We start from the raw sequence: 13,256 nt of genomic DNA on the forward strand, positions 1-13,256 counted from the left end.
AATGAATTAAATAAACCACTTAAAAGAAATCAATTGAATAAACACAGAACTAATTACTTATAGAACTTATAAATAATATGCATAGAAAAACTTATACTAAAAAAGGTGGAGGTCGAGAAAAGAGTTCTCTAGGAAAAGTATTCTTAGAAATAATACTTTTGTAGTTTGTTATTACTTCTTTCTGAATAAAAAATTCAATGTTTTTAAATTCGAGATCAGGTGCATCTGAAGTAATTATGGGAGTTAAATTGTTTACAATCGCATTATCACATACTGCACAATATAATGCATGCTCTTTATCATCTGTATGAGACAAAGCATGTAAACCTGCCATTTTCATTGATAGAAAAAGAACAAGAAACAAATAAGTGATACTATTTTTTAAGTGACTGAACTTCATTAAGACATTAAATAATAATTTAATTATTTTATCAACAAATACTTTTTACTTTTAAATATAAATAATACTCTACTGCTATTAAAGCAATCAAGTTGCATTAACGCAATTGCAAACATATTCTATTTTTTATATTATTGCAACTAAATTGCATTAAAATAATAAAAAGAAAACTTCGGTACATAAACTACCTAAAATAGCCTGTTAAAGCAATAATTAAAAAGGAATTTATATTTAACAATCCTTTAACTAGAACCTTTTATTTCATCCTCTAATTTCGCAAACCTAAACCAACAAAACATGAAATATTTAATACTTACAACTCTCTTATTTATATCTTTAATAAGTACTACCAGAGCACAAGATAAACCTGCTTATCAATTATTTAAAAATAATGGAAAGACTGCCAATTATAATAAAATGATTAAAGATCTTGCTGATAGTGATATGGTATTTTTTGGAGAGTATCATTACAACCCAATTTCACATTGGATGCAATTAGAAGTTAGTAAAAGCTTGTTTGAAATAAAAGGAGACTCATTATTCTTTGGAGCAGAAATGTTAGAAAGCGGAAATCAATTGGTTTTAAATGAATATTTATCTGGATTGTATCCAGAAAGTAAAATGATTCCTGAAATGACACAAATGTGGAACAATTATGACACAGATTATAGACCTTTAGTTGAATTTGCAAAAGAAAATAAACTTCGTTTTATTGCAACAAACATCCCTAGAAGATATGCTTCTTTAATCAGTAAAAAGGGGATAAGTGCTTTAAAAGAACTAAGCCCGGAAGCACTTGCTTTAATTGGCCCTGATTTAGAAACCTATTTTGACCCTACCGTAAAAGCGTATGCAGAAATGGCAGATAACATGGGCGGACATGTTCCTCCAAATATGTTAAACATACAAACTGCTCAAGCAGCAAAAGATGCAACAATGGCGCATTTTTCTCTTAAAAACTTTAAAAAAGGAGATTTATTACTTCATATAGAAGGTTCTTACCACTCTAACTACGGACAAGGAATTATATGGTGGATTCATCAAATTAACCCAGGTTTAAACATTAAATCAATTACAACGGTAACAGCAACTGAATGGAGTAAATTAACATCAGAGGAAAAAGAAAGCATTGCTAATTATATAATTGTAGTTGCTGATAATATGACACAAACAGAAAACTAATTTTATTTTCTACATCAACCTAAAAAGATAATAAGAATTAATATTAAAGTTACCAAATTGAGTAAATAGAAAAGACCTTGAACAAATGTCCAAGGCCTTTTCGTCTAACCAAACTTAGTATAAAAACTAACTACTACTATCTTTAAGGATCTTTCTAGACCCGTATATTATTCCTAAACTTATTAAAAACAAAATACCTATTAAATTATCTATAGGCAATCCCGGAGGTGGTGGTGGACCTGCAGGCATAGGAACAGCTTGACTATATCCTAACGCAGGAACCATAAAAATTATCACTAGTAAAAAAGTAATTTTTTTAACCATATATATTGTTTCTTATCTATAAGACTCATATTGTTTATAAAAGTCACTACAAATAAAAAATAAAATAGGTATTTCTAAAAAAATATTCGGTGAAAGGTACTTTAGTGAAGGTATTGCTTAATCATTATTCGGTGAGCAGGAATGCTCTTATCGTAGTTTTCTACTAATAATTCTAATATTTCTGGGGCATTTACTCCAATATCATTTTTTTGAAGATATCTAGATACATATAAATTATATGCATCTTTATTCTTTTCAAAAATTAAAAAATGAGTTTCATTTAATTCTGTGAAACTAATTTCATTACCAGAAAAACTATCTGATGTATCTAAAAAAAAGGGTGAAAACTCGTAATATTTAAAAACATTTTCCATAAACTACTTATTTTCAATTATACTAATTCTGCGGATAAACCTAATTGTAATAATTTAGAACATCTTGGCTCTAAATCTTTAAGTTCACCAGACTTAACTGTACATTTTCCCTTGTAGTGAACTAAAGTTGCACATTGCTCTGCTTGCTCAAAAGAATGTTCACAAACAGTAACTAGAGATTCTATTACATGATCAAAAGTATTTACATCATCATTATGCAATACTATTTCATGCTGAAAAACCTCTTGTTCTAAGACATCTACCTCTTCTTGTATTTTTTCTTTTGTACTCATTTTACAAAATTACAATTTATTGTATTTTAATGCAACCCAATTATTTCTTTCTATAACAGTTTCTAATTTTAAATTATATTTAGAAACTTCTGCATCTATCACAGGAATATCATCTTGATAAAAACCACTTAATAAAAGTACACCATTATCATTTAAACAATTCGTGTATGCTTGCATGTCCATCAATAAAATATTTCTGTTGATGTTCGCAATAATAACATCATATTTTTTATCTACTAAAAGAGCTGCTTCTCCTTCAAAAACCGAAATATTTTTACAATTATTTCTCTCAACGTTCTCTACAGAATTTTCATAACACCAATTATCAATATCGATAGCATCAATAGGATTTGCGCCTTTCATTTCAGCAAAAATTGCCAAAATTCCGGTTCCACACCCCATATCTAATGTTTTTTTCCCTTCTAAATCTAATTGTAATAAATGTTGTACCATCATGTGTGTAGTTTCATGATGACCAGTACCAAAACTCATTTTTGGCTCAATTACAATATCATATTTTAAATGAGGGTTTTCATGAAATGGCGCACGAATACTAACCACGTCTTCCACCTGAATAGGTGAAAAATTCTTTTCCCACTCTGCATTCCAGTTTGTTTGCTCAATCTCTTTTTGATCGTATTCTATAGAAAACTCTTCAGAGTTTAAAACAAAAATATCCTCTAAAACAGTAGCGCTCCAATCGTCTTTCTGAATGTAAGCTATTACTCCGTTTTCATTTTCAACAAAACTTTCAAAACCAACCTCTCCTAATTCTGCAATTAAAATTTCTGTTGCTGGTTCTTTTGGTGTTACTGTAAAATTGTATTCTATATAAATATTATCCATAAATGTCTTGTAAAAAAAATGCATCGAGATTTTAAAATCTCAATGCAAATTTATTGTAAATATTTTTAAGTACGATGCTTAAATAGCTTTAATAATTCCTGTAAAATCATCTACATTTAAAGCAGCTCCACCAATTAACCCACCATCTACGTCTGGTTTAGAGAAAATTTCTTCTGCATTTGCAGGTTTTACACTTCCTCCGTATAAGATAGAAACAGCATCTGCAACTTCTTGATTGTATTTTTTAGCAACAATACTTCTAATAAAAGCATGCATTTCTTGCGCTTGTTCTGCACTTGCAGTTTCTCCTGTACCAATTGCCCAAACTGGTTCATAGGCTAAAATAATGCTTTTCCAAGCATCTGCTCCTAAATGAAATAATGCATTAGAAATTTGGCTTTCTACTACTGCAAAATGGTTTTCAGATTTTCTGTCTTCTAATAATTCTCCAAAACAAAAAATTGTTTCTAAATCATTTTCTAAAATAGCATCTACTTTTGCTGCTAAAGATTCATCTGTTTCATTAAAATAAGTTCTTCTTTCAGAGTGTCCTAAAATAACCGTTTTAATTCCGATTGCTTTTAACATATCTGCAGAAATCTCTCCTGTATAAGCTCCATTTTTAGCTTGGTGCATATTCTGAGCAACTACTTCAATAGCAGAACCGTCTGCTACTTTTAAAGAAGCCGATAAGTTTACAAAAGTAGGAGCAACAATAACACGAGTATTTTTTAATTTCTCTTTTTTAATTGCTTTTTTTAAATCTTTGATAAGTTTTTTACTTTCTTTCTTATCATTGTTCATTTTCCAGTTACCTGCTACTATTTTTGTTCTCATAATTATTATTTTATCACCTAAAAGGCCCTTGTTAATGTTTTTATTAATTTGGATGTAAATTTAAGAAATGGAAAGACAAAAAACACCCAGAAAAGCAAATAGTTACTATAACGTTTTATATAGTTTTTTTTTAATGTATTAAAAAGATCTTAAACCGTTATCGCTGATAGAAAAAGGACTTAATAAATGACTATTTATAACGAAAAAACAAGAGTAAAAGGCTATCAAAATATTTATTATTTTAATGCTTTAATTATATTTTCATCAGAAGCATCTGTAGCATTAAATAATGTTATTTTTCCATTTTCATCAACCACAACATATCTAGGAATCCAACTAAGATTTAAAAAACCAACCAAATCTCCTTTCTTCATTCCTTGTGGTAAATTGTAATGTTCTCCAATAACATCATAACGTTTTACACCTCTTTTCCACGAGGACTTTTTTTCATCAACAGATAAAAATAAATACACTACTTCGGGAAACGCTGTTTGCAATTCTTTTACTTTAGGCATTCCTACTAAACAATCTCTACACCAAGATGCCCAAACATCAATTAAAACCTTTTTTCCTTTATATTGATCAATTACGTCTTTAAACGTACTTACTTCGTCGTTTAAATCGTACACTTTTTCTAGAAGTGCTTTTTCTGAAAATTCGGTTGGAGTTTCTAAACTACAACTCGCTAAAAACGACACGAAAACTAAGACTATTATTTTTTTGAACATTACTTATTTTTTATTTTTTGTCTCCTAAAGATCTCAATACTTACAATTAGACGCTTTGTTTAAAAACAAAAATACCTATTTTTGCAAAACTTATAGAAAACAAATGACAACACAAGAACTTATTGCCCAAATTAAAAAGAAAAAATCATTTTTATGCATTGGATTGGATGTGGATTTGACCAAAATTCCGCAACATCTTTTAAAAGAAGAAGATCCTATTTTTGCATTTAACAAAGCAATTATCGATGCTACGCATCATTTGTGTGTTGCCTATAAACCTAATACTGCTTTTTATGAAGCTTACGGTATAAAAGGTTGGCAATCTTTAGAAAAAACAATTCAGTATTTAAATAAAAACTACCCAGAAATCTACACAATTGCAGATGCAAAACGTGGCGATATCGGCAACACCTCTACCATGTACGCAAAAGCTTTTTTAGAAGACTTAGCGTTCGATTCTGTTACTGTTGCACCTTATATGGGGAAAGATTCTGTAGAGCCATTTTTAGCTTTTAAAAACAAGCATACTATTATGTTGGCCCTAACTTCTAATGAGGGTGCTTTCGATTTTCAGACTAAAGAAGTGAATGGAAGAGAACTATACAAAGAGGTTTTAGAAACCTCTAAAGGATGGAAAAATTCTGAAAACTTAATGTATGTTGTTGGCGCAACTAAAGCAGAATATTTTACAGAAATCAGAAAAATTGTACCTTACTCTTTTCTTTTAGTTCCTGGTGTTGGTGCACAAGGAGGAAATTTACAAGATGTTTGTAAATATGGTTTATCAGAAAATATTGGTTTATTAATAAATTCTTCTAGAGGAATTATTTACGCTTCTAATGATGAAAAATTTGCACAAAATGCTGCTTTAAAAGCTGAAGAATTACAACAAGAAATGGCTGTAATTTTAGCACAATAATCTTATGAACTTTCAAGATCAAATAGGTAGAATTTTAGCGTTAGAAAAAACGCCAAAACGAATTATTAGTCTTGTACCCAGTTTAACAGAATTATTGATAGATTTAGGCTTAGAAGATGCTATTGTTGGCATTACAAAATTTTGTATACATCCTGCTCACTTAAAAGAAACCAAAACAGTTGTTGGCGGTACAAAAAGTATTCATATTGATAAAATAAAGGCTTTACAGCCTGATATCATCCTTTGTAATAAAGAAGAGAATACTAAAGAGATTGTACAAGCATGCGAAAAAATTGCGCCCACTCATGTTTCTGATATTTTTACTATTGATGATAATTTAGAACTTATTAAACAATACGGAAACCTCTTTTCTGTAGAAAATAAAGCGTTAGAAATTATTGATAAAATTAATATCGAGTTAACTAGTTTTAAAGAATTTATTAAGCAGAAAGAGTCTAAAAAAGTTGTTTATTTTATTTGGAAATCTCCTTGGATGGCAGTTGGTAATACAACTTTTATCAATCATTTACTAGAATTAAACAAGTTTGATAATATCTATCAGCATAAAGAACGCTACCCTGAAGTGGATTTGGAAGAAATGAAATTAAATACCCAATTAGATTTTATTTTGTTATCATCAGAACCTTTTCCTTTTAAGGAAGAGCATATCTTAGAAATAGAAAATTTTACACCTAAAGCCAAAGCGATACTTGTAGATGGAGAAATGTTTTCTTGGACAGGAAGTAGACTTATAAAGGCTTTTGACTACTTTAAAAGTCTTCATTAAAGTAAAAAGTTATATCTAACAAAGAATCACTCAATTATAGATAAAAAAGAAAGGCTATTTAATTAAAAATAGCCTTTCTTTTTTGTTTTAAAATGTACTCTAATTAACGTATCCTGAGTTCTGAACCATTAAAGTATTTGTATCCATTTCCGCTTGCGGAATAGGTAAAACTAATTCATCTGCATCATAAGATAATGCACCAACATTTGTTTGAGTCCTCTTAATATCATGAATTAATTGACCTTCAAAAGACAACTCTAATTGTCTTTCATTAAACAATACATCTAAAGTTAATGTACTTAAAGCAGCTGCGTTAGATCTTGCTCTTACAGCATTAACTTCATCTAAAGGAGATAAACCAACACTTGTACCTTCTCTAAAGTTAGATTCTGCTCTTACCAAATGCATATCTGCTATTCTTAAAACAGTAATGTTAGCAAACTGATTTGTATATTTTGAGGTTAAAGTTCCACCAGTGTCTGAACTGATGTATGTAAAACTATACCTTTCATCATTTACAGCGTCATCAAACAATTCGAAAAAACCTGCTTGTAAATCAATATCACCTTGTCTACCTCCAAAATCTTGAGAAGCATAAAATGTGATAAAATCATTATCTCCACCTTGAGACGTTACTTGAAAAGCAAAAAGATCTTCTACACTATCTACATCATTATTAAAAGCACCACTATAAGTTGGCGCTAAAGTATGACCACTGTTTGTTATTACATCATTTGCTGCATCTCTTGCTGCTGCATAATTACCTTGTTGAAAATATACTTTAGCTAGTAAAGCTTCTGCCGCATATTTATCTGCAAAAATATCATTAGATTCTGGTAATTTAGAAAAAGCATCATTTAAGTCAGCTATAATCTGACTATAAACCTCTTCAACAGTATTTCTAGCAATATTTAAATCTATACCATAATCAATAATACCATTTAAATGCAAAGGTACACCTAACTGAGTATTACTTACTCCTGCTTCATAAGGTTTACCAAAATGACGAACTAAATCAAAATACATTAGAGCTCTTAAAAACTTAGCTTCTCCTTCTGCATTATCTGCTGCACCACTTGTAATTATAGATAAATTATCTATAACCAAATTTGCCTGGTTAATTACTTCATAAGAATTTCCCCAAACATCTTCTACAAAACCATTGTTTACTAAAACACCTTTAGAATTAAATTGCCTTGGATCTACAAAAGTACCTCCCCAACTCATTTGAGTTGTGTTCCCTAACAAATCTGCAATAATCTGTGTATCTCCACCAAATGATGAACTTTCTCCTGCCTCTGTATATGTACCTACTAAAATATTTAGAACATTATCTTCTGTAGACAATGCCTTTTCTGTAGATATACTTTGTGCTGGCTCAATATCTAGCTCTTTTTCACAACTAATAATTGTAAAAAATAAAACTAAAATTAATGTATATTTTATTATTTTCATTTTTATAAAGTTTTTAAATTAAAAAGTTACGTTAAGACCTATTGAAAGTGTTTTTGCTGCAGGAGCAGAATAGAACGTTTGACCTACACCACCTGCATCACTTCTAGATTCTGGGTCATAACCTGTGTAATCTGTTATTGTTAACAAATTAAGACCACTTAAATATAGTCTTAACTTAGATAATCCCATTTTATCAATTAATGGCTTTGGAATTGAATATCCTAATGTTATGTTTCTAAGTCTAACAAAATCTCCTTTTTCTAAAAATCTTGTAGAATGACTTGTACCATTACCAGCACCTAATCTTGCTTGTGGTACATTTGTTATATCTCCTGGGTTTTGCCATCTATCTAATTGATCTAGCGTTTGATTATCAAACCAGTCTCCATTTACAGACTGAAAACGTCCACCTCCATTATATATACTTGCTCCCCATTCTCCTTGAAAAGTCATTGTAAAATCAAAATCTTTATAAAGAACAGTATTTGTAAGACCTGCTATAACTTCTGGAAAAGGATTTCCTGCTACAACTCTACTTGCAGCATTTGGATCGTTTGTAGTACCTCTATCTAAGTTTCCATTTCCATCATCTGTATTTAAATAATACAATGCATCACCATTATCAATATCTACACCAGCATACTCTATTAAGTATAAGGAATTTACAGCCTCTCCTTCTCTTAAAATATTCTGACCATTAACAACATCTTGTCCCTCTGGTAATTCAATTATTTCATTATTGTTTGTTCCAATATTAAAACTTGTAGTCCATTTTAAATCGTTTGTTTGAATGTTTTTAGAAGTAATAGAGAATTCAACACCATCACTTTTCATTCTACCAATATTATTATTAATACCTCCTTGCTCTGGCGCTCCAGAAGATAAAGGCAAAGGTTGTTCAAATAATAATTCTTTTGTATCTTTTACATAATAAGCTACTTCCCCAGAAAGTACTCCGTTAAAAAGACCATATTCTATTGCTACATCACTTTGGTCTGATGTTTCCCAACTTAACTCATTATTACCTGCTTGAATTGGTGCAATACCTGGTTTTTGATTATATGAAACTCCACCAAATAAACCTCTAGAAGCAAAATTTCCTATTTCTGCATTTCCTACTTGACCGTAACTAGCTCTTAATTTTAAGAAAGAGATTGCAGAACTCTCTGCTAGAAAGTTTTCTTCAGAAAGAATCCAACCTGCAGAAAAAGCAGGAAAAACACCAAATCTAGAGTCGCTACCAAATCTTGAAGAACCATCTCTTCTAAAACTTGCTTTAAATAAGTATCTATCTTTATAAGCATAAGTTGCTCTGGTAAAGTAAGAAACAAAAGCATATTCTGTAAAACTACCAGAACCTGCAGTAATTTCTGCAGCTGAACTTATTGTTTGAAAATCGTCTGTTGGAAATTGCTGTCCAGTAACACTATTAAACCTTCTTTTACTCTTATTTAATTCTGTACCAAGAATAACATCTAAATCATGATTTTCGCCAAAAGTTTTATTATAACTTAAATAGTTACTAAAAATATAGTTTTCTGTATTTACATTAGAAGCAAAAGCCTCTCCGTTTGTAGATTGAAAAGGAGCTAAACTTCCTGTAAAACTATCTTCTGTCTGAGAATACAAATCGTATGCAAAATCTGAATTAAATTTTAAATTATCTGTAAATTGATATGCTGCAAAAACTTTACCTGTTACTCTTCTAATAATTGTATTGTAATATGCATGTTTATCTTGTAATAGAAAATTTGCATACGGCGTACCTTCAAAAGGTTCTCCATCTACAAAATCTGGAGAAATTGGTGGTTGTGCAATTGCTTGTAATGGTGATACAAATGCATTATCATCTGCAATCCTATCAATATTTGTTCTAGAGAAACTTAAATTCATTCCTGCAGAAAATTTATCTGTTAATTTATGAGTAACATTTAAACGAGAACTTATTCTATTTAATTCATTTCCTCTTACAATACCTTTAGTATCATTATAAGCACCAGAAAAGAAGTAAGTTGTTTTTGCATCTCCTCCAGAAATAGAAAAATCTGCATCTCTAGTATATCCTTTAACCAAAGCAAGGTCTTCCCAATCTGTATCATACGTTCCTTCTCTCCATGTATTATCAGAATACCTATCTAACCTTTCTTCTACATACCCTTCTGCTGGCCAACCCTCAACAGCTAAACCATTTTTACCAGATTCTAAAAGCAACTCAACATATTGTTCTGCATTTAACCAATCTCTAGAGTTTGCTTTTTCACTTATTCCACTAGAAATATTTACAGAAAACTTTGCTTTGCCTTCTTTACCAGACTTTGTTGTAATAAGCACAACTCCGTTTGCACCTCTTGCTCCATAAATTGCCGCCGATGAAGCATCTTTTAAAATATCTATAGATTCAATTTCATTTGGACTTAAAGTTAATAATGGATTTGTAGGAGCTCCATTACTAGACTCATTGTTGTTTATTAATGGAATTCCGTCTAATACATATAAAGGATCTGAACCAGCACTAATACTAGACTGCCCTCTAATTCTAAAATTTAAGCCACCTTCTACCTTACCGTTTGTTTGACTAATTTGAACCCCAGCAGCCTTACCTGCTAATGAATTCATAACACTAGGTGTAGGTACATCTGCTATATCATCTGAACTTAATTTTACAATATTGTCTGTTAATTTTCTCTTACTTTGAGTACCGTAACCAACAATAACCACTTCATCTAACTCACTACTATCTTCTTCTAGTAATACATTAATTGTATTAAGCTTCCCTATTTTTTTTTGATTTGATTTATATCCTAAATAACTAAAAACCAAAATATCTCCTTCAGTTACAGAAATAGTATAATTACCTTCAAAATCGGTTTCTGTTCCTACACTAGTGCCTTTTAGAGCTACACTAACTCCTGGTAGTTTTCCTGATGTATCTGAAACAGTACCAGTAACAGTTTTCTTTTGCGCAAAAGTAATTTGCACAATAAGCCCTAAAAATAGTGTTAGGGTTGCTTTTAAAATTCTTCTATCCATTATATTTTATTTGAATTAATTATATCAAAAATCTTAAATTTTTCTTAAAACAAAAAATATAACAGCACTTTTATTTAGTGATTGCCTAACAAAAAGGGAGTTTCAGTAAACAAAATTCAGTAAAAACCTAAATATAGTAACGATAATACAATTCAAACCTTCTTAAAGAATAATTAATTTGATAATTTTAATACCAACAATTTACTATATAAAAATATATTTAACCTTAATTTATCAATTACACACTTTAGACTTATAAAACAAAAAAAAAACGAATTGATAAAATTAAAATATTCTACTAAAATTTAATTTTAAAAAAAGTATCATTTACTTAAAAACACTTTTATTTTTTTATTATTAAATAAAACACGTAAAAAAGCCACCTCTTTCGAGATGGCTTTTATATTTATAAAAAAACTAAGTTTTCTTAATTTTGATCCGCTTCAGTTAAGTTTGGATTTGCATCAATTTCTGCTTGTGGAATTTTCCAAATCCAACCGTCATTTAAAGAAGGCTTTTCTTGAATAAAACCATCTCTATATAAATTATCATCAGCTCCAGAATTAGTTAAATCAATTCCTTCATCCCAACGGATGTGATCATGAAAACTAAATCCTTCTCCATAAAGTTCTACTCTTCTTTGCCATTTAATGTGATCCATTAAAGCATCTACAGAAGTAAATACAGAAGAATCATAATCAGTATCTCTTGCTGATCCAAAAGCCTGAAGAGCTGTTTGAGCACCTGAAACATCTGATAACATTGCTTTAGCTTCAGCCTCTATTAAATACATTTCTGATGAACGCATATAAAGTACATCATCTGGATCAATAGATCCTGGATTTTTCTGTAAAAACTTAACCGCCATATATGGGTGTGTGTTGTGCGCAGAAGTCATACCATATTTATCTATAACTGAATCTTTTGCTGCAAAAAATTCTTCTTCAGTATCATAATTAGGATCAGTCTCAAAACTACCACCTTCGCCATTAGATGCAGAAGAATTTGTATTTGGAGCCCATGGTAATGCCATGTTAATTCTAAAGTCTGTAGATGGAATTGCATCATAAACTTCTTTATTCATTAACTTAGGGTTTGATCTATTTTGACTTCCATTAAAAGTTGGACTAATAAAGTAGAAGAAAGATTGGAAAAAGTTTGTTTCTGACTCAATAACAGTTCCTCCCCAAATTACTTCAGAAAGATCTACTGTATTAAAACCAGATAACCAAGTAGCTTCATCTAACAAAGGAAAACCTTCACGTGCAGCTACTGCCGCATCTGCTGCATCTTGCCATTTACCTTGTGTTAAATCTATTCTTGCTTTTAAACCTTGAGCTGCATTTATAGATAAATGAGATTTATTTTCTGGACTAGAAGCACCATCAAAGAAACTAATAGAATTTGCGATATCTGAATTTATTTGATCGTAAACAACTTGAACTGTAGATCTAGGAGCACTTGTATAAGGAGTACCTGTAATTAACAATAAAGGAACACCAGCATCTGTAGCAGGATCACCAATTAAGTACCCTTTTGCAAATGTTGAAATTAACTGATGATACGCCCAAGCTCTATACGCATAAGCTTGACCAAGAATATTTCTTACATCTTCATCTGCTTTTGGAAAACCATTTGATTCAATTAAATTAATTAAATTGTTAGATGATGCTATAATATGGTAACGCATGTACCAAAAATTACTTACTGTTGTAAAATTTGCATTGGTATGTGTTAACCATCTTAATTCATTTGTCATCCAACCATTTCCTGGTGATGAATGAATCATTTGAGCGCCCATAGCATCTAAAGCTGGCATATAAAAACTCTGTCCACTTCTACTTGAAGTTCCTCCTGATATAGGATTTTGAGCATACATTACTCTATGCAGTCCGTTTAATACCAAAAACATATTGTCTACACTTGCAAAAGCATCTGCCTCTGCAATAGAATCTGTTGGTGTTGTTTCTAGAAATTCTTCTTCACAACTAGTAACAAATACTACTAATAATCCTAAAATTAATAGATTAATTTTTCGTAACATAATATAATATTTTATTTATAATTTATAATTTAATAAT

At 30.3% G+C, this 13,256-nt stretch carries 13 protein-coding genes; 3 read left to right on the forward strand and 10 right to left on the reverse strand.

Features of this window, described 5'->3' with window-relative positions; all coding sequences use genetic code 11:
• Window positions 1–91 precede the first annotated feature (91 nt).
• Entirely contained in the window at window positions 92–334 is a 243-nt protein-coding gene (locus tag H0I28_RS10075) for a hypothetical protein (protein WP_218731338.1), read from the reverse strand.
• Window positions 335–697: 363 nt separating this feature from the next.
• Here H0I28_RS10075 and H0I28_RS10080 point away from each other — a divergent pair, with 363 nt between their 5' ends.
• Window positions 698–1,582, forward strand: coding sequence for a ChaN family lipoprotein (locus H0I28_RS10080; protein WP_218759030.1), 885 nt, complete (start codon window positions 698–700; stop codon window positions 1,580–1,582).
• A 126-nt stretch (window positions 1,583–1,708) separates the two neighbouring features.
• Here H0I28_RS10080 and H0I28_RS10085 read toward each other — a convergent pair whose 3' ends face one another.
• From H0I28_RS10085 to H0I28_RS10110, 6 genes are all read right to left on the reverse strand, one after another.
• Window positions 1,709–1,879, reverse strand: a complete 171-nt coding sequence (locus H0I28_RS10085) for a hypothetical protein (RefSeq protein ID WP_218759031.1) — start codon at window positions 1,877–1,879, stop codon at window positions 1,709–1,711.
• Window positions 1,880–2,007: 128 nt separating this feature from the next.
• A complete protein-coding gene (locus H0I28_RS10090; protein ID WP_218731341.1) occupies window positions 2,008–2,280 on the reverse strand; it encodes a hypothetical protein in 273 nt (90 codons plus the stop codon).
• Between the two features lie 17 nt (window positions 2,281–2,297).
• Window positions 2,298–2,573, reverse strand: a complete 276-nt coding sequence (locus tag H0I28_RS10095; protein WP_165732346.1) for an ATP-dependent Clp protease adaptor ClpS — start codon at window positions 2,571–2,573, stop codon at window positions 2,298–2,300.
• A gap of 9 nt (window positions 2,574–2,582) precedes the next feature.
• A complete protein-coding gene (gene prmA / locus H0I28_RS10100) occupies window positions 2,583–3,419 on the reverse strand; it encodes a 50S ribosomal protein L11 methyltransferase (protein ID WP_218759032.1) in 837 nt (278 codons plus the stop codon).
• A gap of 78 nt (window positions 3,420–3,497) precedes the next feature.
• Window positions 3,498–4,256, reverse strand: coding sequence for a triose-phosphate isomerase (gene tpiA, locus H0I28_RS10105; protein ID WP_218731343.1), 759 nt, complete (start codon window positions 4,254–4,256; stop codon window positions 3,498–3,500).
• A gap of 236 nt (window positions 4,257–4,492) precedes the next feature.
• Entirely contained in the window at window positions 4,493–4,984 is a 492-nt protein-coding gene (locus tag H0I28_RS10110; protein WP_218759033.1) for a TlpA disulfide reductase family protein, read from the reverse strand.
• A 103-nt stretch (window positions 4,985–5,087) separates the two neighbouring features.
• Here H0I28_RS10110 and pyrF point away from each other — a divergent pair, with 103 nt between their 5' ends.
• Both pyrF and H0I28_RS10120 read left to right on the forward strand, forming a co-directional pair.
• Window positions 5,088–5,903: an orotidine-5'-phosphate decarboxylase gene (pyrF, locus tag H0I28_RS10115; protein ID WP_218759034.1), complete on the forward strand. Its 816-nt coding sequence runs from the start codon at window positions 5,088–5,090 to the stop codon at window positions 5,901–5,903.
• 4 nt (window positions 5,904–5,907) lie between these two features.
• Window positions 5,908–6,690 carry an ABC transporter substrate-binding protein gene (locus tag H0I28_RS10120; RefSeq protein ID WP_218759035.1) on the forward strand — a complete coding sequence of 261 codons (783 nt, stop codon included), beginning with the start codon at window positions 5,908–5,910 and terminating at the stop codon, window positions 6,688–6,690.
• Window positions 6,691–6,789: 99 nt separating this feature from the next.
• Here the strand turns inward: H0I28_RS10120 and H0I28_RS10125 are convergent, their stop codons facing one another.
• The 3 genes from H0I28_RS10125 to H0I28_RS10135 form a co-directional block, all read right to left on the reverse strand.
• Window positions 6,790–8,145 (reverse strand): RagB/SusD family nutrient uptake outer membrane protein, encoded by a 1,356-nt coding sequence (locus H0I28_RS10125; RefSeq protein ID WP_218759036.1) that lies wholly within the window; start codon window positions 8,143–8,145, stop codon window positions 6,790–6,792.
• An 18-nt stretch (window positions 8,146–8,163) separates the two neighbouring features.
• The gene (locus H0I28_RS10130; protein WP_218759037.1) at window positions 8,164–11,175 is read right to left on the reverse strand and encodes a TonB-dependent receptor; all 3,012 of its coding nucleotides are present in this window, start codon (window positions 11,173–11,175) and stop codon (window positions 8,164–8,166) included.
• Between the two features lie 427 nt (window positions 11,176–11,602).
• Complete coding sequence (locus tag H0I28_RS10135) at window positions 11,603–13,219, reverse strand: RagB/SusD family nutrient uptake outer membrane protein (RefSeq protein WP_218731349.1); 1,617 nt, start codon at window positions 13,217–13,219, stop codon at window positions 11,603–11,605.
• Window positions 13,220–13,256: the final 37 nt, after the last annotated feature.

The sequence above is a fragment of the Polaribacter sp. AHE13PA genome, assembly GCF_019278505.1.
Classification (GTDB): Bacteria; Bacteroidota; Bacteroidia; order Flavobacteriales; family Flavobacteriaceae; genus Polaribacter.

What these genes read in the sequence shown, in the direction of transcription:
- H0I28_RS10075 (WP_218731338.1), bottom strand. Translation starts at nt 334, where the DNA reads ATGGCAGGTTTACATGCTTTGTCTCATACAGATGATAAAGAGCATGCA.
- H0I28_RS10080 (WP_218759030.1), top strand. Translation starts at nt 698, where the DNA reads ATGAAATATTTAATACTTACAACTCTCTTATTTATATCTTTAATAAGT.
- H0I28_RS10090 (WP_218731341.1), bottom strand. Translation starts at nt 2,280, where the DNA reads ATGGAAAATGTTTTTAAATATTACGAGTTTTCACCCTTTTTTTTAGAT.
- H0I28_RS10095 (WP_165732346.1), bottom strand. Translation starts at nt 2,573, where the DNA reads ATGAGTACAAAAGAAAAAATACAAGAAGAGGTAGATGTCTTAGAACAA.
- prmA (WP_218759032.1), bottom strand. Translation starts at nt 3,419, where the DNA reads ATGGATAATATTTATATAGAATACAATTTTACAGTAACACCAAAAGAA.
- tpiA (WP_218731343.1), bottom strand. Translation starts at nt 4,256, where the DNA reads ATGAGAACAAAAATAGTAGCAGGTAACTGGAAAATGAACAATGATAAG.
- H0I28_RS10110 (WP_218759033.1), bottom strand. Translation starts at nt 4,984, where the DNA reads ATGTTCAAAAAAATAATAGTCTTAGTTTTCGTGTCGTTTTTAGCGAGT.
- pyrF (WP_218759034.1), top strand. Translation starts at nt 5,088, where the DNA reads ATGACAACACAAGAACTTATTGCCCAAATTAAAAAGAAAAAATCATTT.
- H0I28_RS10120 (WP_218759035.1), top strand. Translation starts at nt 5,908, where the DNA reads ATGAACTTTCAAGATCAAATAGGTAGAATTTTAGCGTTAGAAAAAACG.
- H0I28_RS10125 (WP_218759036.1), bottom strand. Translation starts at nt 8,145, where the DNA reads ATGAAAATAATAAAATATACATTAATTTTAGTTTTATTTTTTACAATT.
- H0I28_RS10130 (WP_218759037.1), bottom strand. Translation starts at nt 11,175, where the DNA reads ATGGATAGAAGAATTTTAAAAGCAACCCTAACACTATTTTTAGGGCTT.
- H0I28_RS10135 (WP_218731349.1), bottom strand. Translation starts at nt 13,219, where the DNA reads ATGTTACGAAAAATTAATCTATTAATTTTAGGATTATTAGTAGTATTT.